This is a genomic window from Providencia sp. PROV182 (assembly GCF_028480325.1).
Taxonomy (GTDB): Bacteria; Pseudomonadota; Gammaproteobacteria; order Enterobacterales; family Enterobacteriaceae; genus Providencia; species Providencia hangzhouensis.
The window spans coordinates 117160-136904 of the sequence record NZ_JAMPOL010000005.1 but is presented as its reverse complement, the minus strand read 5'-3'; the positions used below and the strand labels follow the sequence as shown (position 1 = coordinate 136904).

Below are 19745 nucleotides of genomic sequence, written 5' to 3'. Positions count from 1 at the left end.
GTTAGTATTCCGTCTCGCTATGGCCAATGACCACTTTGTCACCTTCATTTAGGCCTTTGGTAATTTCCACATACACATCATTTCGACCACCAATTTCAACGTGTTTTTTCTCGACTTTATTGCCTTGAAGGATATCCACTTCATAGGTTTGTGGTGAAATTTCATTGCCTAATGCAGATAGCGGTAGTAACAGAACATTTTTACGTGACTCTAATTCAATAGTGACCTGAGCGGTCATTTGTAATTTCAATAAATGTTGCGGATTGGGTACCTCAAAGCGCGCATAATAGAAAATGGCATCATTGATTTTTTCAGGTGTTGGTAAAATATCTTTTAGTTGCCCTGAGAATTTTTTATCTGGAGCGCCTAAGACGGTAAACGAGGCATCTTGCCCAGGCTCCAAATAAATCACATCGGCTTCAGAAACTTCCGCTTTTACTAGCATCGTGTCTAAATCCGCAAGTGTTAAAATCGTTGGTGCTTCCTGAGCAGCAATAACCGTCTGCCCTTGTAATGTTTTAATAAAGGTGACAATGCCATCCATTGGAGCCGTAATTTGAGTGTATTTCAAATTTGTTTTTGCCGAATCTAAAGTGGCTTGGTTACGCTTAATTTGCGCTTGATAAGTGGCAACTTGCGCTTTTTTCACTTCTACATCAGTTTTGGCTTTATCAAGCTCTTGTTGGGAAACGGCTTGCTGTTTCGCTAGGCTTAAATGGCGTTGATAAGTCAGTTGAGCAAGGCGAAGTTCCGCTTGAACTAATGATAAATTCGCTTCAAGTTCACGAGTCATCGCTTCAGACTCAGTCACATCATTTTGGGCTTTTTTCGGATCAATAACGGCTAATAAATCACCTTTTTTAACATAATCCCCCTCTTTAACATACAGAGTTTGTAGTTGCCCACTCACTTGAGCCCCCACATCGACTTTACGTACAGCGTCAAGTTTTCCCGTTGCCAGCACTTGTTTATCTAAATCGCCTCGAGTGACATCTACGGTTTGAAAAACCTCTTCTTCCTCACGATTAAAAAGAAACCCAGCAGTGACTAGGGCAACAATAATGATTGCCAAATAAATCGGCCACTTTTTCTTAGGCTTTGCCTTCATGTTTATTCGATTCCTATGAACAAAAAGAGGGCATTGCCCTCTAAGATCGCTGACAACTTGTAAAAGGAGGTGACTTTCCAATTTGTTGCCAGCTAAAAACTAATGATCAAATTATATATCACTTAAGTTATCAATTGATTCAACATGAGATAAACCTAAAAGTGCGATTTCTCAATAATCCATCAACAACCCGTAAAATTTATCGATATCACCATTAATTTGCTTTCCCCCTTGCCAACCATGCCACACGAGAAAACATACTTTTCAACTGTAACGGGATACTATCTGGACCTAACTCAGCCGCCCGATTAACAGTAGCTAATGCTAAATCCGGCTTCGATGTACGTGAAATCGCCTTAATAATCACTCGCCTTGTTGAAACCTTTGCATTATCTGGAATATCAGCAATTTCATGATAAAGTTTTCGAAACCCTTCACGATATAGGAAATGTTCCATATCTGGTGCGGGTAGCATCGTTAGCCTATCTCTATCTGAGGAATTAATTTTATTAGCATAATGCGTCGCTGTTGCCGCATATTTACGCCCTGCTTCATCACCATCAGTTAAAACATGCCATTCAATTCCCATTTTATTGGCAAACTTTAGCAGTGGTTTCAAACCACTTTGCGCAAATGCAATAACTTTTATTCCTTCTGTTTCAAAGTAATAGTTACACTGGCGCGAGAATTCATTCATCAGCCAAATTTCAGTTTCCCCTTCAACTAATAACCAACAGCGAGCGAACAAGGCTGACGGACGATTAAAGCGAATATGGAAAGAAATTTTACGTAATTCTTCAGCACTCAAATCATTTTCATTTAAACGATAAGCTGAAACTTTATTCGTATTACGAACCAGACGACATAAATCCTCCAAAGGCGCTAATGAAAGTAGCTCCCCTGAATTCGTCGTGGTGATCCTCTGTAGAGAAAATAAGCTAAATAAGCCCCATGCAATGGAAAGCATAATTGGGTGCAAACGCGTTTCAGGGTCTTCAACAATAATCAATGGCCGAGCGTATTTATCTAAATGAATATTACCCTTTGATTGTAATAAAGAAGAAAACATCCCTAAAATAATTAACCGAATATTACGTTGATTTGGTTTGGCAATTAACCGGTTAATATTATCAAGCGCTTTCCAACCTCGTTTACGCGGTTCTATTTTAACCATTGAATTATCTGAACGAATAATATGGGAGCTTTGCCCAGAGAAGTAATGGCTAAGCAACTGTTGCATGGCATCAACCCCATCACAGAGATCTTCATCACTTAAGCGTTCAGGGTTGTTGACCAATGCGCTAGTGAGTTCCTTAATACGAGCATTAAATAAGTCACGTACCTCTTTTTGCCCTGAAACAATCGTTTCTGGATTAAGTGAGTGTAAAAAACGCGCATCACGAAGGCGAATAACAGGATACAACCGAATAATTTCTTTAATATATTTACCGACGTTGTCCAATGAAAGTTTATTACCACCTGCATTTAAAAAGCTTTTATCGACAACTATCGTGTCATCATCTTTAAGTTCTGCACTAACACGATAAAAAATATGTTTAAGGTCATCACCGTTATCTACCCAAACTGAGGCTAAGTTATGAAAACGATAGGATTGATGACGCCCTTTGCGGCGTTCACAAAATTTTAAGACTATCTGCAATGAACGGTAACGTGACTCATCATTCCCTGCGGGATAGTGAAAATCATGAAGACTGAACTGGTAATCTATATGTTCAGGAGAAAGAAGAAGGTCAAGAGCATCAAGTAAGCTCGACTTTCCCCATGAATTCTCGCCAACTAAAACTGTACTGTTATTCAGTTCTAATGAAAGGCGGTTAATCCCTCTAAATCCGTATATTTCCACACGTTCCAGGTACATATCACTCTCCTTGGAATATTTTTAGTTCACCCTAAATATTATTAGTTTTCATTACATATCGGGTGATTCCGTCAATTGGATATACTAAAGAACAATATTTAGAGCTTACCGATTAACCTTCTTTATTACTATAACTATGTATGTAAAATAAAAATTCTTCATAGCAAAATAGCAAACTATGTTGAGCATCTAATTGCAGTGTTATAAAATAGTAAAACTTTTATTTTTAGTGTTTTTGACCTATTTTTTATTAGTTAGCCAATAAAAACATTTTATAACAAAAAGAACTTTTAGCACGGGGCGTTAAATCGGGTTTGTACTTCAATAACCTAAATAAATAAAATTGTATAACCCTTTGTTTATATTTAGCTAGTCGATGGGATAACCTCTAAGGATGCGGCCATGTATTCAGGACTCTTAATTATTCTTCTACCATTAACGCTTGGTTATCTTATTCCTATTAAAAACAAGCAAATTCTCCATCGAGTACACCAATCCTTGAATTCAATGGTGTATGTTATTTTATTTTTAATGGGAATTACTCTTGCACTTCTTGAAAATTTAAGTGTTCACTTATTTTCTATTTTAATTTATGCAGTTACCTTTTTTGGTTGCATATTTTCATTGAATGTAATCTCACTGTTATTGCTGGATAAATTTGATCCTTGGAAAATTCCGCAACATAAACAAGAGAAACCACCTTCACGAATCAAAATGGTGCTCGAATCCTTACAACTATGCGGAGTGTTACTACTCGGATTTGTCGTTGGCCTAACTCATTTTGATTTTCTGCACTATGCCGACAAAGGGAGCCAATTGGCGTTAATGCTACTGCTATTACTCGTCGGTATCCAGCTACGTAACAGCGGCATGAGCATCAAGCAAATTTTAATCAACCGCCGCGGTACAACCATTGCGTTTGTCATGGCGGTCAGTGCATTAGCGGGTGGTGCGTTAGCCGCGTTCTTACTAGACCTTCCCGTGAAAATGGGGTTAGCGCTGGCTTCTGGCTTTGGCTGGTACTCATTAACAGGGATTGTCCTCACCGATGCTTATGGCCCAGTCATGGGGAGCGCTGCTTTTTTCAATGATTTAGCAAGGGAACTTGCTGCAATCATGCTTATTCCAATTATTATTAACCGTTACCGCTCAACCGCTCTTGGCATTTGTGGTTCAACATCAATGGATTTTACACTGCCTGTTTTACAACGTAGTGGTGGGGTTTCAATTGTCCCTGCCGCTATTGTTCACGGCTTCGTACTGAGTCTTATTACGCCAATTCTCATGGCCTTCTTTACATAGGTAAAATTTCAGTCACAATAGCTGTTAATTTGCGTGAATCAGGAAATTAACATGACAGATAAACAACGTGTTTTAGTGTTGGGCGCTAGTGGTTATATTGGTCAGAATCTGATCCCTAAACTCATTGAGCAAGGATATGACGTAACAGCAGGTGCACGTCGTGTTGATTGGATGTTATCTCAAGGCTGGCAAGATACCCAATGCATTTATGTGGATCTTCACGACCCTGAAACACTAAAAGGTGTCATGGAAGGCATCGATATTGTTTATTTCCTCGTTCATAGCATGGCCGACCAAGCCAATTTAGTCGAGCGTGAGCGTGCAGCCGCTCGCAACGTGCAGCAAGCCCTTGAAGGCTCAAGCGTTAAACATGTTATCTATCTCAGTGCATTACAACACGGGCATACCTATTCACCACACCTAATTGCTCGACGTTTAACCGGTGATATTTTACGTGAAAGCCAAATCCCTGTTACCGAAATCCGCTCATCAATTATCGTTGGGTCTGGTTCTGCCGCATTCGAAATTATGCGTGATATGGTCTACAACTTAGCGATTTTAACGCCACCACGTTGGGTTCGTTCTAAATCGTCACCTATCGCCCTATCGAATATTTTGTATTATTTAACGCAACTGGCAAAAATACCAACAACTGAGAATCGGATTTTTGATGCAGGTGGCCCTGAGTTTATTAGCTACCAAGAGCTATTTAAGCGCTTTATTAAAGTCAGTGGTAAGCGGCGTTTACTTATTCCTATTCCGATCCCCATTAGTATGATTTCCGTGCATTTCATCAGTTTGATCACCTCCGTACCACCGTCAATCGCTAAGGAGTTAATTCAAGGCTTGCAGCACGACCTTCCCGCGGATGATAAAGCGTTACGAGAACTGATCCCCCAAACCTTAATTTCTTTTGATGATGCCGTTAGAACGACTTTAGCAGAAGAAGCCGATGCCGTTGATAACGCAGATTGGGGTTATGACCCAGAAGTCAGAAAACGCTGGCGTCCCGGCTATGGCTATTACCCAAAACAAGCGGGAGCAACCCTTGGAACAACAGCCAGTTCAGAATCGCTTTGGTATACAGTGCAACAAATCGGCGGAAAAAACGGCTATTTCTATGCCAATGGCCTGTGGAAAACTCGCGCCATTATGGACGATATGATGTTAAATAAAGTGAAGTACGGCCGCCCCGATCGTGAACAGCTCCAACTCGGTGATGAGATTGACGGCTGGCGCGTAATTAATCTTGAACCTAATAAACAACTTAGCTTGTTATTTGGTATGAAAGCCCCAGGACTTGGCCGCTTAACTTTTACTATTCATGATAGCGGGAACCGCCGTTCAATTGATGTTAGAGCATGGTGGCACCCAGCTGGCTTTTGCGGCCTACTCTATTGGTTTGCCATGATGCCCGCACATTTATTTATTTTTAAGGGAATGGCAAAACGCATCAGCGAACTGGCTTATGAGCGAGATAAACAACTCGCTAAAGAACAGCAAGCAGAGCAACTGACCGTTAAATCGGAATAATTTTAGCGTAAAAACCAAATTTTTATGCAGAAATTATTGCATAAATATGCTCATAGGATTAATATCGCGGGTAGTGAAATAAGATATTATTGGTACACATGAGCATTCAATTAAAAAACATCAACTGTTTCTATGGTTCCCATCAGGCACTCTTTGATATCAATCTAGAGTGTTCTGCTGGTGAGACTATGGTATTACTTGGGCCAAGCGGGGCTGGTAAAAGCTCATTGTTACGTGTCCTCAATTTATTAGAAATGCCACGTTCAGGCCACTTGAATATTGTGGGTCAGCAATTTGACTTTTCTTCAGCTCCAGATGCGAAAGCGATTCGTGAGCTGCGTCAAAATGTAGGGATGGTATTTCAACAATATAATCTGTGGCCTCATCTGAGCGTTATGGACAACTTAATTGAAGCACCTTGCCGCGTATTAAAATTATCAAAGCAAGAAGCGCAAGCAAAAGCGTCTAAGTTATTAGAACGCTTACGGTTGTCGCAATTTGCTGATCGCTACCCCTTACATTTATCGGGAGGTCAGCAACAGCGTGTTGCGATTGCAAGAGCGCTAATGATGGAACCAAAAGTTTTATTATTTGATGAACCAACCGCGGCACTTGACCCAGAAATCACCGCTCAAGTTGTTGATATTATTCGTGAACTATCTGCAACTGGGATTACACAAGTCATCGTCACTCACGAAGTGGAAATTGCTCGCAAAACCGCTAGCCGTGTCGTGTATATGGAAAACGGCCATATAGTAGAACAAGGGGATGCAAGCCATTTCACTGCACCTCAAACAGAAGCATTTGCAAATTATCTGTCACATTAATAGATATAGGATTAAGCAATGAAAAAAATTATATTAGCTGCACTACTGGGCGCTGTAACCCTATCTGCAACTGCTGCGGAAAAAGAAACCATCCGTTTTGCAACAGAAGCGACTTACGCACCTTTTGAAATGTTCGATAAGAATAACCAAATCGTTGGCTTTGACGTTGATTTAGCCAATGCCATGTGTGAAAAAATGAATGCAACTTGCACATTTACTCACCAATCTTTCGACAGCTTAATCCCTAGCTTAAAATTCCGTCGCTTTGAAGCATTAATGGCAGGTATCGATATTACCCCTGAGCGCCAACAGCAAGTGGATTTCACTAAGACTTACTACCCTAACTCAGCAGAATTTATTGCTGTAAAAGAAAAAATCAGCTCAGTAGACCAATTAAAAGATAAAAAAATTGGTGTTCAAAACGGAACCACTCACCAAAAATACATCATGGAACAACATAAAGGGATGACAACCGTTCCTTATGATAACTACCAATCTGCTATTTTAGACCTACAAAATGGCCGTATCGATGCCGTCTTCGGTGATACCGCTGTTGCTGACGAGTGGTTAAAAGCTAAAGGTAACGAAAACTTAGCTGCTGTTGGTGAAAAAGTGACTGACCCACAATATTTCGGTATTGGTTTAGGTATTGCTGTTCGTAAAGGGAATAAAGAGCTGTTGGATAAAATGAATAAAGCCTTAGCTGAAGTTAAAGCAGACGGCACTTATGATGCTATCCACAAAAAATGGTTTCAACAGTAATTGATATAATTAATGAGCAACTTTCTATTTTTAACAAGTGCCGCCGGTATCACCGTCGGCCTTGCTGTTTCTGCACTGGTTTTGGGGCTGATCCTCGCCATGTTATTTACTGCGTGGGAGTCCGTTCGTTTTAAACCTATTGCCTTTTTAGGGACCTGCTGGGTTACCTTGATCCGCGGTCTACCTGAATTATTGGTCGTATTATTTGTCTACTTCGGTACATTACAACTGATCAATTTGTTTGGTGATGGGTTCGATATAAACCTCGGTTTTTGGCAAACCACTATCCAAATTGACCCCAGCATTTTCTTTGCTGATAGCGGTGAATTTGATTACACCCCATTTGTTTGTGGTGTTATTGCCCTTGCCTTGTTGTACGCCTCTTATGCATCACAAACATTAAGAGGAGCTTTAAAAGCAGTACCTTATGGCCAGTGGGAAGCAGGTTTTGCATTAGGTTTAAACAAACGCACTATTTTCTTTCGGTTCATTATGCCACAAATGTGGCGCCATGCGCTTCCTGGCTTAGGTAACCAATGGCTTGTATTATTAAAAGATACTGCGTTAGTTTCACTCATCAGTGTTAATGATTTAATGCTACAAACAAAAACAATCGTCAATAGAACTCACGAACCTTTCACATGGTACGCCATTGTAGGGTTGATTTACCTTGCCATTACGTTAGTCAGTCAAGTTATCTTAAAACGTATTGAATTGCGTACCACTCGCTTTGAGCGAGGTGAATCAAAATGATGGATTTAATTTTAGATATTCTTCCAGGGCTACCAACCAGCTTATCACTAACGTTTAGCGCACTCATTGTGGCTTTTATCTTAGCGATATTATTTACTTTAGTTCTCTCGCTGAAAACCCCTGTGGTTTCTCAAGCCGTTAAAGTCTATATCACGCTTTTCACTGGTACGCCGTTATTGGTACAATTTTTCTTAATTTATAACGGCCCAAGCCAATTTAAATCATTGCAAGATTATCCCATGTTGTGGGAGGTTATTTCCACACCTTGGGTCTGTGCAATGGTTGCATTGGCCTTAAACAGTGCGGCTTATTCCACTTTGTTATTCCACGGCGCAGTTAAAGCCATTCCATCAGGTCAATGGCAGTCTTGCCAAGCCCTTGGCATGAGTAAAATGCAAACCATGCGTATTATTTTGCCTTATGCCTTTAAGCGTTCGTTATCGTCCTATTCCAATGAAGTCGTCCTGATTTTCAAGAGTACGTCACTTGCCAGTACGATTACAATGTTAGATGTCATGGGCTATAGCCAACTGATCTTTGGTCAAAGCTGGAATGTGATGGCGTTTGTTGCTGCGGGGATTATTTATTTAGTGGTCAATGCAATTTTAACAGTGCTAATGCGTTTAATTGAACGCAAAGCGTTGGAATTTGAGCACAGAGGCTAGTTTTATCTCACTTTAATAGAAAGCTTGGTATTAAAACCAAGCTTTTTTATATTATCTATCAATGAGTTAACCGTTTTAATAAAGTCAATACCTCATAATGCGCCGTATGAGGAAATAAATCAAACAACTGTACCTTACAGACTTGATAGCCAGCCAACAGTTGTAAATCTTGCGCCATGGTTTGTGCATTACAGCTAGAATACAAAATATATTCAGGCTGCACATGGGAAAGGAAATCGCATAACTCTTTACCAATTCCTCGGCGTGGCGGATTGACTAAAATAAGCTGAGGGATATCCTGATTCGCCGTGGCAAAACGCGTTGAATCAAGTGCTTTAAACTCAACATGCTTTAATCCAAGTTCATCCGCGGATTGCTGTGCGCTGGCAATCGCTGGCGCACTAATTTCTATCCCTGTTAAGCGAGTGTCTTTTTCAGCACAGTGCAACCCAAAGCCGCCCACCCCACAAAACAGATCCCACAAGCTATGAATATCTAACGCTTTAACCCATTCCCTTGCAGTTTGGTATAACTTTGCCGCCACAATAGGATTGGTTTGAAAAAAACTTTGCGGGCGAATAAACAACGGGACTTGGTTGAATTCTTCACGTAGTGTTTGCTCTTTCGTCAGAAAGATTTCCTGCTCACCTTCAAGTATTGCCATATGGACAGGCTGCATATTGGCCGTGATCACCGTTAGTTGTGGCAGTTGCTCTTGCAACCAAGGTAAGGCTTTTTTTAGCTGCTCTAATTTTTTGTCTGAACGTAAGACAAAACGCAGCATAAATTGCCCTGTATGTCTGCTTTGTGTCAGTAATATATATTTTAGCTCACCACGTTTGCGCTCAATGTTATAAGGCGTCAGCCCTGCCCTTGCAATAAAAGGAATAATGGCACTAAACACATCAGAAAAGGCATCTGGATACAACGGGCAGTCCGTTAAATCTACACCTTGCCCATCTCGCCCAACAATACCTAAAATTGGCTTCTCAACACTACCACTAACGACCATTTTAGCTTTATTGCGAAAAGCCGTTTGCGGCCCTGTAACTGGAGGCTTAAATAGGGAGGTATCAATAGCAGGTAAAAGAGCCTGTAGTTGGCTCTGCTTTTCAATAATTTGCTGTTCAGGAGTTAGTGTCAGCCATTGGCATGAATGGCATTGCCCAGTGGCATATTTTTCACAATGCATAGCAAAAACTTAGTGGAGAATAACTGAAGGTTTGTCATCAAGAGAAAGCTCAGAGCCTTCTTCAGAGCTGTCATCATCTTCACTAAAGTCATCTTGATTTGCATACAACAAATTATTGCTAAAGATTTCAAAGACAATAGCTGAAATTTGCTCTTCCGCTTGCTGTAAAAAATGGCAGAATTGACGATACGTCATTCCTGCTTCTAATGAAAATGATTGGCTAACAATCAATTTAGGCAAGTTTTCATTGTTTATTTCAAGGAAAACTTTTGCCGTTAATGAGCTGGCATTAATTTGGCTGATATTCGCCACTAACGTCACAATCGCTGTCGGTTTGAGCTCAGCTAATGCAGACAACACCAAAACATTATTTAAAATATCGAGCTTTGCATCAAAAATACCGTCTATATTTTGCATATGAGGTAAATGTAATGCAGAGCAGGAATCACACTCGAAATAAGAGGTTTTGAGTTGGTCTAACCATTCACGTAACTTAGTGATGTCAGGGTAACAAATAGAATCCATGGATAGTAACCTTCTTCAACTCAAAATAGTCGTGCAATATCGATTTGTTAGGGTTCTGGCACATTTTCCCCCTAACTAAAAAACGAATAATTCTCACACATTGTAGAGCGAAACACCAGTAAAACCACGCTCAATCTACTTATTCATCTGGTTTATTATCTGTAGAGTCTGGCTTTTTAGATACATTCTTTTCTGGTTGTTTATTATCAATGCCCAAAAAACTCAGGCCATGAATTGCTCGCCAGACAATATTGACCATTGCGGGCACCAAACAGCCAATGCCGACCATAATCATGCTCACGATCGCCCCTGGCTGCATTAAAGGCTCCGGCAATGTGATATAGTCATTTGTTGCTAACAAAACAATAATAAGCAGAATGATCCCCACACCTTCTAACACGATAATGGGCTTTGGCATGTCCGCTAGTGAACGCATTGTCCCTTTAGACTGAGGTTTATTGCTCATTCTTTTTCTCCTCTCATTATTGTGTCACTTTCTCAAACTGAGAATTATATGTCATACCTATAGGTATAACAGGAAAATTCGACTTTTATTTCATAACTTATGTAGGCATAGTATTGAGCATTGCAATTAGAATCTGAGCTCAAGATAAAAAGGAGATACTATGTATACTGTTATTTTTGGTCGTCCTGGCTGCCCATACTGTGTTCGTGCAAAAGAACTCGCTGAAAAACTGAAAAATGAACGTGAAGATTTTGACTACCGCTACGTTGATATTCAAGCTGAAGGTATTTCTAAAGAAGATTTATCTAAAACTGTTGGCAAACCTGTTGAAACCGTTCCACAAATTTTTATTGATGAGCAACACATTGGTGGATGTACAGATTTCGAAGCTTACGCAAAAGAAAATTTGAATCTATACAAATAATTAGCCCCTTCCGTTTTTCATCTCAACAAGCAAAGTTGTTCACTTATTTATAGGTGTTAACACTTTGCTTGTTCTTTTTGTGCTATTTAAGCCAAATTTAATAAAAATATTGTACTTTTTTTCATCTAGGTGAGAACTTTCTTTTTTAGACGGGGTCTTAATTAGTGCCACTGCTTTTCTTTGATGTCCCCATATTGAGGAGCCCGATAGCCAACTATTTGTTTTCATGCTATCGGGTTTTTTGTTTCTAACGGCTGGGTTCGCCTTGCAATGTAATGATTAACCTACGTTTTCCACCATAATTTCGGTGCTCACATAAATAAATCCCCTGCCACGTCCCCATGTTTAAACGCCCTTTAGTAATTGGAATAGTCAAACTTGCACCCAATAAACTGCTTTTTAAGTGCGCAGGCATGTCATCACTTCCTTCATAATCATGCTTATAATAAGGTTCATTTTCAGGAACGGCCTGATTGAAAAAGCTCTCGAAATCTTCCCTGACAGTGTAATCTGCATTTTCATTGATTGTTAAAGATGCTGATGTATGTTGAATAAAAATATTCGCTAAACCAACCTTGATTAAGCTAAGTTCAGGAAGTTGCTTGAGAATTTCTTCTGTCACTAAATGAAACCCTCTCGCTTTTGCGCTAAGTTGTATCTCTTTTTGCCACCACATCACTTTTTCTCCCTTGACTTATCTAAACTCATTACTGCACTAAATAATTATTGAGTAAATGTTAAACCGCAAGTAAATTTGTCGCATATAGCTTTCAATAATAAGACAAAGGGACTTTACCTGCTCATTAAGAAACTTTAATCTCCCCCTTTTATATCTATTCTGTCTCACTAACCATCTGACCGAGGTACTGAACTGTGCTGGAACAACTTAACCTTGATCTATTCAATTTGATCAATGCGACTCCAGAAACCGCTAGTGGAACCATTGCTGTAGCGAATGTGATTGCGAAACGCTTAATTCTATTATTTCCACTATTTACTGTTGCTTGTTGGTTTTGGGGCGCCCAGCCAAATATGACTCGCCAACGTGCCTTTGCTTGTAAAGCAGCCATTGCTATCGTCATTGGCTTAACCATTTCATGGCTAGTGGGCTATTTCGCGCCGCATGACCGCCCATTTGTCATGGGAATTGGCACTAATTTCTCCGAGCATGAAGCCACGCCTTCATTCCCAAGTAACCATGGCACGATTGTCTTTACATTCGCTTTTGCATTTCTTTTCTGGCTAAGAACTTGGGTTGGCCTCGTGATGATGATCCCCGCTGTCGTTATTGCTTGGTCACGTATTTACCTCGGTGTTCATTGGCCTTTAGATATGGTAGGTGCCTTTATACTGGCGATTATCGCATGCGGTTTGGCCCAGATCCTCTGGTCTGTTGGTGCGTATAAAATTCAATTACCTATCACTCGGCTATATAGTTTTATTTTTGCCTCTCTTATTCGTAAAGGTTGGTTTCAACCATAACAACGTATATTCAAATACTGGCATTAATTAATGCCAGTATGTTTAGCATTATAAAAATTGCGCTAAATCAAAGTTTCTGTTTATTTCCATTCTCATGATTAAAACTTTTTTGAAGTTATCAATAAAATTATTAAAACAATTACTTAACAAATATCTTGTTACCTATTTTAATTATTTTTTTCGTTGCAAAAAAAGTGGCAAATATAAGCACAAAAAAAACGTAAAATAATTAATATATAGTTATCTTTCCTCCAATTTTTAAACTAATTAGTTACGCAATAAATCAATCTAAAAGATAAAAATATTTAATTTATTTTCAATAGGTTATCATAAGTCTATAACAATTTACTTGTACTATTATTACAGTACAGCTCAATATTTATATTGATATGGATGATATTTTAATCAGCTCAATTTTAATCATTAATATAATAATATTTTTCTAACAGAATTTAATTCTGCTCACATTTAAGTAAAGCTTAACTTATTCACCCACTATTCAATTGCTAATAAAAACAAACTTAACGCAAATTTATTTAACATTTTTATAAAATATAATTATATCTCGCAATCTTGGGGGATATTTCTCTTTTGAGATAATGATCACGGCATTTTATTCTGGTAAACTATAAATTCACACACTCAAAATCCAATGTTAAAATTTAATGATAAAAATACAAAACTGATTGAAAATCAATTTACCGTCAATTTTAGTTTTATTTCCAATCAGATTGTTACGCAAAAGAAAACAATTGTTATTGAGTAATTGTTCGTACCAAAAGATTAAAAGGTCGTAACGCATTTGCAGTTACGCTAAATGATTTTTTTGACTTATATTTTCGGAGACTATTATGGATGCAACAAAAGTTGGTTCCATCGACAAAACGGCCTCGCAAACAGTAAATAGTAGTGCTTGGCGCAAAACTGACACAGTATGGATGCTGGGTTTATATGGTACAGCTATCGGTGCTGGGGTATTGTTTTTGCCAATCAATGCAGGTATGAGTGGTTTATTACCTGTTTTACTGATGCTGGTATTAGCCTTCCCAATGACATTTTTTGCTCACCGTGGGTTAACACGCTTCGTTCTTTCTGGTTCAAAACCTGATGGTGATATCACTGAAGTTGTAGAAGAACATTTTGGTCGCACAGCAGGAAACTGGATCACCCTACTCTACTTCTTTGCTATTTACCCTATTCTTCTTGTTTATGGTGTTTCCATCACCAATAACGTCAATAAATTCTTAACCGAATTATTGGGCGTTGGCGCACCGCCACGCTGGTTACTTGCCTTGATCCTTGTAGGCGGAGTGATGGCGATTGTGGCATTCGGTGAAAAATACATCGTAAAAGTCATGAGTATGTTAGTGTTTCCATTTATCGCCGTGCTGGTTGCATTCTCACTGTATATGATCCCACATTGGTCTGGTGATGTACTGAATACATTAACTTGGGAAGGAATCACTGAAGCAACAAAAAATACAGGTGGGCAAAGTATCTGGGTCACCATTTGGCTAACAATCCCAGTGATGGTATTCGCATTTAACCACTCGCCAATTATTTCTGCTTTCTCTGTGGCAAAACGTGAAGAATACGGTGATGCAGCTGAACAAAAATGCTCACGGATCCTTGCATCCGCGCACATTTTGATGGTGCTGACTGTTATGTTCTTCGTGATCAGCTGTGTCTTTACCTTATCTTCAGCGGATCTCGCACAAGCTAAAGCACAAAATATCAGTATTCTTGACTACCTGTCTGGCTATTTTGACCAGCCATTCATTAAATATGCAGCTGCAATCATTGCCTTTATTGCAATTATTAAATCCTTCCTTGGTCACTATTTAGGTGCTCGTGAAGGTTTCAATGGCCTAGTTGAACGTGCTTACCGTGCAAAAGGTAAAACAATTGATGTTCGCAAGTTAAACCGCGGTACTGCAATCTTCATGTTAGTCACAACTTGGTTAGTGGCAACATTGAACCCAGGTGTGCTAGATATTATTGAAAGCCTCGGTGGCCCAGTTATCGCTATCTTACTGTTCTTAATGCCAATGTATGCAATTAGCAAGGTACCAGCAATGCGTAAATACTCAGGTAAAATCAGCAATGTATTTATCGTAATTATGGGTCTGGTCGCTATCTCTGCGGCAACATATAAGTTATTCTTCTAATTGAAGCCACTAGGTAGCGACCAACAACGGAAGCTACCTAATTTCAATGACTTTCTACAAAAGGAAGCACTGAATATGATTAGTGTATTTGATATCTTCAAAATTGGCATCGGCCCTTCAAGTTCCCATACCGTCGGCCCAATGAAAGCGGGCAAACAGTTTGTTGACGACCTTATCCAGCAAAAATTACTCTCTCGCACAACACGAATTGCAGTTGATGTATATGGTTCGCTCTCTTTAACGGGTAAAGGCCATGCAACGGATATGGCGATTATTATGGGTCTTGCGGGTAACTTACCGGATACCATTGATATTGACGCTATTCCTGCTTTTATGCGTAATGTTGAGCAAACTGAAAGGCTCTCCCTTGCACAAGGGCAACATGAAGTTGATTTCCCTACTGAAGGGGGGATGAATTTTCATACAACTAATCTCCCCCTCCATGAAAATGGAATGAGTATTACGGCATTCAGTGGTGATGATGCTATTTACAGCAAAAATTACTATTCTATCGGCGGTGGTTTTATTGTCGATGAAGAACATTTTGGCCAGTCAGACGAAAATGCAGTTCAAGTCCCTTACCCATTTAAATATGCAGCCGACCTGCAAAAACATTGTAAAGACACAGGATTATCACTTTCCGCACTCGTGATGCAGAATGAATTAGCGTTACGCAGTAAAGAAGAAATTCAGCAATATCTCTCGTCCGTATGGGATGTCATGAAATCCGGCATTGAACGGGGAGTGACAACCGAAGGTTTACTACCCGGACCATTACGTGTACCGCGCCGAGCAGCCGCATTACGCCGTCAACTCGTGACAACGGATAACACCAATATGGACCCAATGGCCGTCATTGATTGGATCAATATGTATGCGCTTGCCGTTAACGAAGAAAATGCAGCGGGTGGTCGTGTTGTAACGGCACCAACGAATGGAGCCTGTGGCATCATTCCTGCGGTATTAGCTTATTATGATAAGTTTATTCGCCCTGTGAATGAAAATTCCTATACCCGTTATTTTCTAGTTTCCGGTGTCATTGGTGCATTATATAAAATGAATGCGTCAATTTCCGGCGCCGAAGTGGGCTGCCAAGGAGAAGTGGGTGTTGCTTGTTCGATGGCCGCTGCGGGGCTCGCCGAATTAATGGGCGGTAGCCCTGAGCAAGTGTGTATCGCAGCAGAAATTGCCATGGAGCATAACTTAGGTCTCACCTGCGACCCTGTTGGAGGGCAAGTTCAAGTACCTTGTATTGAACGTAACGCCATTGCTTCCGTTAAAGCCGTAAATGCAGCACGCATGGCATTACGCCGTGTCAGTGACCCACGTGTTTGCCTCGATAAAGTCATTGAAACCATGTATGAAACTGGTAAAGATATTAACGCTAAGTATCGTGAAACATCCCAAGGGGGATTAGCGATTAAATTGGCTCACTGCGAATAGCATTTGTTTATCTATCGTCTCTATAAAAATGCCTGCTAATGCAGGCATTTTTTGTTCACATCATTTTCATTTAATCATTATTAACCGAAAATAGCATTCCACCAGCCACTAATCGTTTTCATGATGTAATCCCAAATACGACCGAAGAACCCCGCTTCCTCAACGGCACTTTTTGCAACTAGAGGATGCTGTTCGACGACTTCATCATTCAGAATAAAGTTAATCGTTCCTACCGCTTGGTTTTTAGCAAGAGGCGCTTCAAGTGAATCGTTAGTTAGTTGAATATCCACTTTCAAGTTTTGCAATTGCCCTTTAGGAATCGTAATTGAAACATCATCGGCAACACCTAAATCAACTTCTGAAGTATCACCAAACCAGACACGCTGCTTTTTCAGTGTGGCATCTGCCTTAATTGGCGTGACAGTTTCAAAGAAACGGAAACCCCAAGTGAGTAATTTTTCGCTTTCAGAAAAACGCACACGGTCACTTGGCGCTCCCAACACAACTGAAATCAAACGCATATCGCCTTCTGTTGCAGAGGCGACTAGGTTATGGCCTGCTCCACTCGTGTGCCCAGTTTTTACGCCATCCACTTTTAAATTTTGGTTCCATAACAGACGGTTACGGTTTGGTTGACGAATTTTATTAAAGGTAAACTCTTTTTCCTTGTGCAGTGCGTATTCATCGGGAACATCACGGATCATTGCTTGGGTTAACAATGCCATATCCCGTGCAGTACTATATTGCCCCTCTGAATCGAGGCCATGAACGGTTTTAAAATGGGTATTCTTTAAACCAATCTTTTGCACGTATTGATTCATTAAACTCACAAATGAGTCTTGGCTACCTGCAACATAATCGGCAAGAGCAATACTGGCATCATTCCCTGACTGGATCACGATCCCTTTATTTAAATCCAATACGGAAACACGATCTTTTGGCTTTAAAAACATCAAAGAAGAGCCTTTAAGAACAGGGTTTCCCGTTGCCCATGCATCTTCACCTACCGTAACCATATCCTGTGGGGTAATTTTCCCCGCATTCACCGCTTGCCCAATCACATAGCTGGTCATAATTTTTGTTAAACTTGCGGGATCTAAGCGTTCATCTGGATTCCCAGACGCTAAAATTTTACCGCTATTATAATCCATCAAAACAAACGCTTTTGCATCGACTTGAGGAGCAACCGGTGTCTGCGCCGCATAAGCACTGGTACTTACGGCAACCAAAAGACTCAACCCAATACCAGCTCGGCGGGTTTTTAAAGACAACATTTTCTTACTCATCGGTTATTCCTTCACTTAATTCTACACATTTAAATTACTGTCATTGACTCAACATCACTAAACGAGAACCCATCGCTGTGACAAAATTTGATAACTAGACCTAATATAAGACTTTAATTTCACTGAGGCCACTGATAACAAATAAACATTTGCCTCTGAGTAAATTTAATCTATCTTAACCATGGTCGATGCCAAAAAATCAAAATTTAGGAGACTGCCATGTTAACTGTTTGGGGACGCGTCAACTCTTCCAATGTCAAAAAAGTACTTTGGTGCTTAGAAGAATTAAATATCGCTTACAATCAAAAAGATGTGGGTGGCCCATTTGGTGGGCTAGATACACCTGAATATATAAAAATGAATCCAAACAGCACAATTCCAACTCTACAGGATGATGACTTTGCGCTGTGGGAATCGAATGCGATTTTACGTTACCTTACGGAAAAGTTTGATCATTCTCACTTATTGCTCGCACAAGACCTACAAGAACGAGCTGCCGCAGATAAATGGATGGATTGGAGTGGTGCTAATTTATTCGACCAAATTAAACAGATGATGAACAAAATTGTTCGTGTCCCAGAAGCGGATAGAGACCCAGAACAAGCTAAAATTATTTATGGCAATATCAATCGGTTACTAACCATTGCTGATAATGCATTAGCTAACCAAGCCTATTTTAGTGGTGATAAATTTGGTATCGCTGACATTGCTATCGCACCACTATTTTACCCTTGGCATGAAATTGTCACGCAGCGCCCCGAATTTAACAATTTGGAACGCTGGTACCAGCAACTGACCACACGCCCTGCGTTCCAAAAAATTGTCATGATCCCGATTAAATAATCACAGGGTCATATTCATCAAACTTGGGTTTGGGTACTGGTATTCAAACCCGAGTTCTTGGCAAATTCTATTACCGTTAATGGTTTTCCCCACTAACGTATTCTTCTCTTCAATAAATTGAGGCGGGGTTAACCCGATAGATTGTGCTGCATGAGTATAAAATTCGGCTCGTGTTGGGTGGACTGGTGCACATAGGTTATAAATATGTCCCCCTTGCGGTTGCTGGAGCAATAATAAAATGGCAGCAATCACATCATCTTGATGAACCATATTCACAGGCTGGTTTGCCCCCTTTACCCCGGTTTTCCCCGCTAAAAAACGCCCTGCATGGCGTTTTTCACCGACTAATCCCGCTAATCGCAGAATATCCACCGATATGTTCGGTAACTGATGCAACCACTGTTCTGTCGCCACCAAGGCTTTAGCCGAATCCGTCACCCCATCCAATAGGCTGTCTTCGGTCATTTCACCATTTTGTTCCCCATAAACCGCAGTAGATGACGTGAAAATAACTTTAGGCACCTGAAAGGCTATTGCGCTATTCACCAGTGTTTCAATCGCCATCACATAGTATTCGGTATTAATTTTAGAGGGCGGAAGCAAGATAACGATAGCATCACTTTGTTCCATCAACTGCACTAAATCGTCGTCATCACATTCAAGTTCTGGGGTTAATTTCAATGCATAACACTCAATTCCAACCGCTTGAGCGGCTTCAATACCATCTGGTGTCGTTTTAGTTCCAACCACATGAATGCCTTGAGACAATAAGGCTTGGGCGAGTGGTAACCCAACCCACCCTAATCCGATGACAGTGATTTTTTTCATACAATGGCTCCTTAATCGACCAACCAGCTGAAATTAATCACAGAGTAGCTGAAAACCATAAAACTTCCGAATACAATTTCTGAGGGATTTATCACTATAAAAAGTGAACAACTAATTATTATTGGTTATTTTTTAAAAAAAGGTTGCATTCATAGGGGGAAATCGGATAGGTTGAATACCAATGAGTATTTAGTTAGCACAATGAATGTTTAGTCATTCACTTAAATAACAGAACGGAAGACATTATGAATCGTATTTC

Annotated in this window: 19 protein-coding genes; 11 read left to right on the top strand and 8 right to left on the bottom strand. The window is 40.1% G+C overall.

Features of this window, described 5'->3' with window-relative positions; genetic code table 11:
* Window position 1: 1 nt before the first annotated feature.
* On the bottom strand, window positions 2–1108 hold the full coding sequence (macA, locus tag PR834_RS05430) for a macrolide transporter subunit MacA (protein ID WP_094960663.1): 1107 nt from the start codon (window positions 1106–1108) through the stop codon (window positions 2–4).
* Window positions 1109–1322: 214 nt separating this feature from the next.
* Window positions 1323–2987, bottom strand: a complete 1665-nt coding sequence (locus PR834_RS05425; protein WP_094960662.1) for a DUF2813 domain-containing protein — start codon at window positions 2985–2987, stop codon at window positions 1323–1325.
* Window positions 2988–3389: 402 nt separating this feature from the next.
* Between PR834_RS05425 and PR834_RS05420 the strand changes: the two genes are divergently transcribed.
* The 6 genes from PR834_RS05420 to artM all read left to right on the top strand — a co-directional run bounded on the left by PR834_RS05420 (window position 3390) and on the right by artM (window position 8829).
* A complete protein-coding gene (locus PR834_RS05420) occupies window positions 3390–4289 on the top strand; it encodes a lysine exporter LysO family protein (protein ID WP_004256402.1) in 900 nt (299 codons plus the stop codon).
* Window positions 4290–4340: 51 nt separating this feature from the next.
* Window positions 4341–5822: a DUF2867 domain-containing protein gene (locus PR834_RS05415; RefSeq protein ID WP_004256403.1), complete on the top strand. Its 1482-nt coding sequence runs from the start codon at window positions 4341–4343 to the stop codon at window positions 5820–5822.
* 98 nt (window positions 5823–5920) lie between these two features.
* On the top strand, window positions 5921–6649 hold the full coding sequence (artP, locus tag PR834_RS05410; RefSeq protein WP_004256404.1) for an arginine ABC transporter ATP-binding protein ArtP: 729 nt from the start codon (window positions 5921–5923) through the stop codon (window positions 6647–6649).
* Window positions 6650–6667: 18 nt separating this feature from the next.
* Window positions 6668–7411: an arginine ABC transporter substrate-binding protein gene (gene artJ / locus PR834_RS05405; RefSeq protein ID WP_272536496.1), complete on the top strand. Its 744-nt coding sequence runs from the start codon at window positions 6668–6670 to the stop codon at window positions 7409–7411.
* Between the two features lie 12 nt (window positions 7412–7423).
* On the top strand, window positions 7424–8164 hold the full coding sequence (artQ, locus tag PR834_RS05400; protein ID WP_004909379.1) for an arginine ABC transporter permease ArtQ: 741 nt from the start codon (window positions 7424–7426) through the stop codon (window positions 8162–8164).
* Window positions 8161–8829 carry an arginine ABC transporter permease ArtM gene (gene artM, locus PR834_RS05395; RefSeq protein WP_272536495.1) on the top strand — a complete coding sequence of 223 codons (669 nt, stop codon included), beginning with the start codon at window positions 8161–8163 and terminating at the stop codon, window positions 8827–8829. The genes artQ and artM overlap by 4 nt, the downstream gene beginning before the upstream one ends.
* Window positions 8830–8887: 58 nt before the next feature.
* Here artM and rlmC read toward each other — a convergent pair whose 3' ends face one another.
* The 3 genes from rlmC to PR834_RS05380 all read right to left on the bottom strand — a co-directional run bounded on the left by rlmC (window position 8888) and on the right by PR834_RS05380 (window position 11012).
* Complete coding sequence (gene rlmC / locus PR834_RS05390; protein WP_262960910.1) at window positions 8888–10021, bottom strand: 23S rRNA (uracil(747)-C(5))-methyltransferase RlmC; 1134 nt, start codon at window positions 10019–10021, stop codon at window positions 8888–8890.
* 9 nt (window positions 10022–10030) lie between these two features.
* Entirely contained in the window at window positions 10031–10546 is a 516-nt protein-coding gene (locus tag PR834_RS05385) for a YbjN domain-containing protein (protein ID WP_096864157.1), read from the bottom strand.
* A gap of 139 nt (window positions 10547–10685) precedes the next feature.
* Window positions 10686–11012: a YbjC family protein gene (locus PR834_RS05380; protein WP_004256421.1), complete on the bottom strand. Its 327-nt coding sequence runs from the start codon at window positions 11010–11012 to the stop codon at window positions 10686–10688.
* A 160-nt stretch (window positions 11013–11172) separates the two neighbouring features.
* Here PR834_RS05380 and PR834_RS05375 point away from each other — a divergent pair, with 160 nt between their 5' ends.
* A complete protein-coding gene (locus tag PR834_RS05375; protein WP_004256424.1) occupies window positions 11173–11436 on the top strand; it encodes a GrxA family glutaredoxin in 264 nt (87 codons plus the stop codon).
* Between the two features lie 247 nt (window positions 11437–11683).
* On the opposite strand, the gene PR834_RS05370 is transcribed toward PR834_RS05375, so the two are convergent.
* Entirely contained in the window at window positions 11684–12112 is a 429-nt protein-coding gene (locus PR834_RS05370) for a secondary thiamine-phosphate synthase enzyme YjbQ (RefSeq protein ID WP_110591387.1), read from the bottom strand.
* Between the two features lie 197 nt (window positions 12113–12309).
* Here PR834_RS05370 and ybjG point away from each other — a divergent pair, with 197 nt between their 5' ends.
* The 3 genes from ybjG (at window position 12310) to PR834_RS05355 (ending at window position 16529) form a co-directional block, all read left to right on the top strand.
* Complete coding sequence (ybjG, locus tag PR834_RS05365; protein ID WP_272536494.1) at window positions 12310–12918, top strand: undecaprenyl-diphosphate phosphatase; 609 nt, start codon at window positions 12310–12312, stop codon at window positions 12916–12918.
* Window positions 12919–13769: 851 nt separating this feature from the next.
* Window positions 13770–15086, top strand: coding sequence for a serine/threonine transporter (locus tag PR834_RS05360; protein WP_004256437.1), 1317 nt, complete (start codon window positions 13770–13772; stop codon window positions 15084–15086).
* Between the two features lie 75 nt (window positions 15087–15161).
* Window positions 15162–16529, top strand: coding sequence for an L-serine ammonia-lyase (locus tag PR834_RS05355; protein ID WP_096864155.1), 1368 nt, complete (start codon window positions 15162–15164; stop codon window positions 16527–16529).
* Window positions 16530–16609: 80 nt separating this feature from the next.
* Here the strand turns inward: PR834_RS05355 and PR834_RS05350 are convergent, their stop codons facing one another.
* The gene (locus PR834_RS05350; protein ID WP_096864154.1) at window positions 16610–17815 is read right to left on the bottom strand and encodes a serine hydrolase; all 1206 of its coding nucleotides are present in this window, start codon (window positions 17813–17815) and stop codon (window positions 16610–16612) included.
* 219 nt (window positions 17816–18034) lie between these two features.
* Between PR834_RS05350 and PR834_RS05345 the strand changes: the two genes are divergently transcribed.
* Complete coding sequence (locus PR834_RS05345) at window positions 18035–18658, top strand: glutathione S-transferase family protein (protein WP_262960909.1); 624 nt, start codon at window positions 18035–18037, stop codon at window positions 18656–18658.
* Here the strand turns inward: PR834_RS05345 and PR834_RS05340 are convergent, their stop codons facing one another.
* On the bottom strand, window positions 18659–19486 hold the full coding sequence (locus PR834_RS05340; RefSeq protein WP_262960908.1) for an SDR family oxidoreductase: 828 nt from the start codon (window positions 19484–19486) through the stop codon (window positions 18659–18661).
* Window positions 19487–19745: the final 259 nt, after the last annotated feature.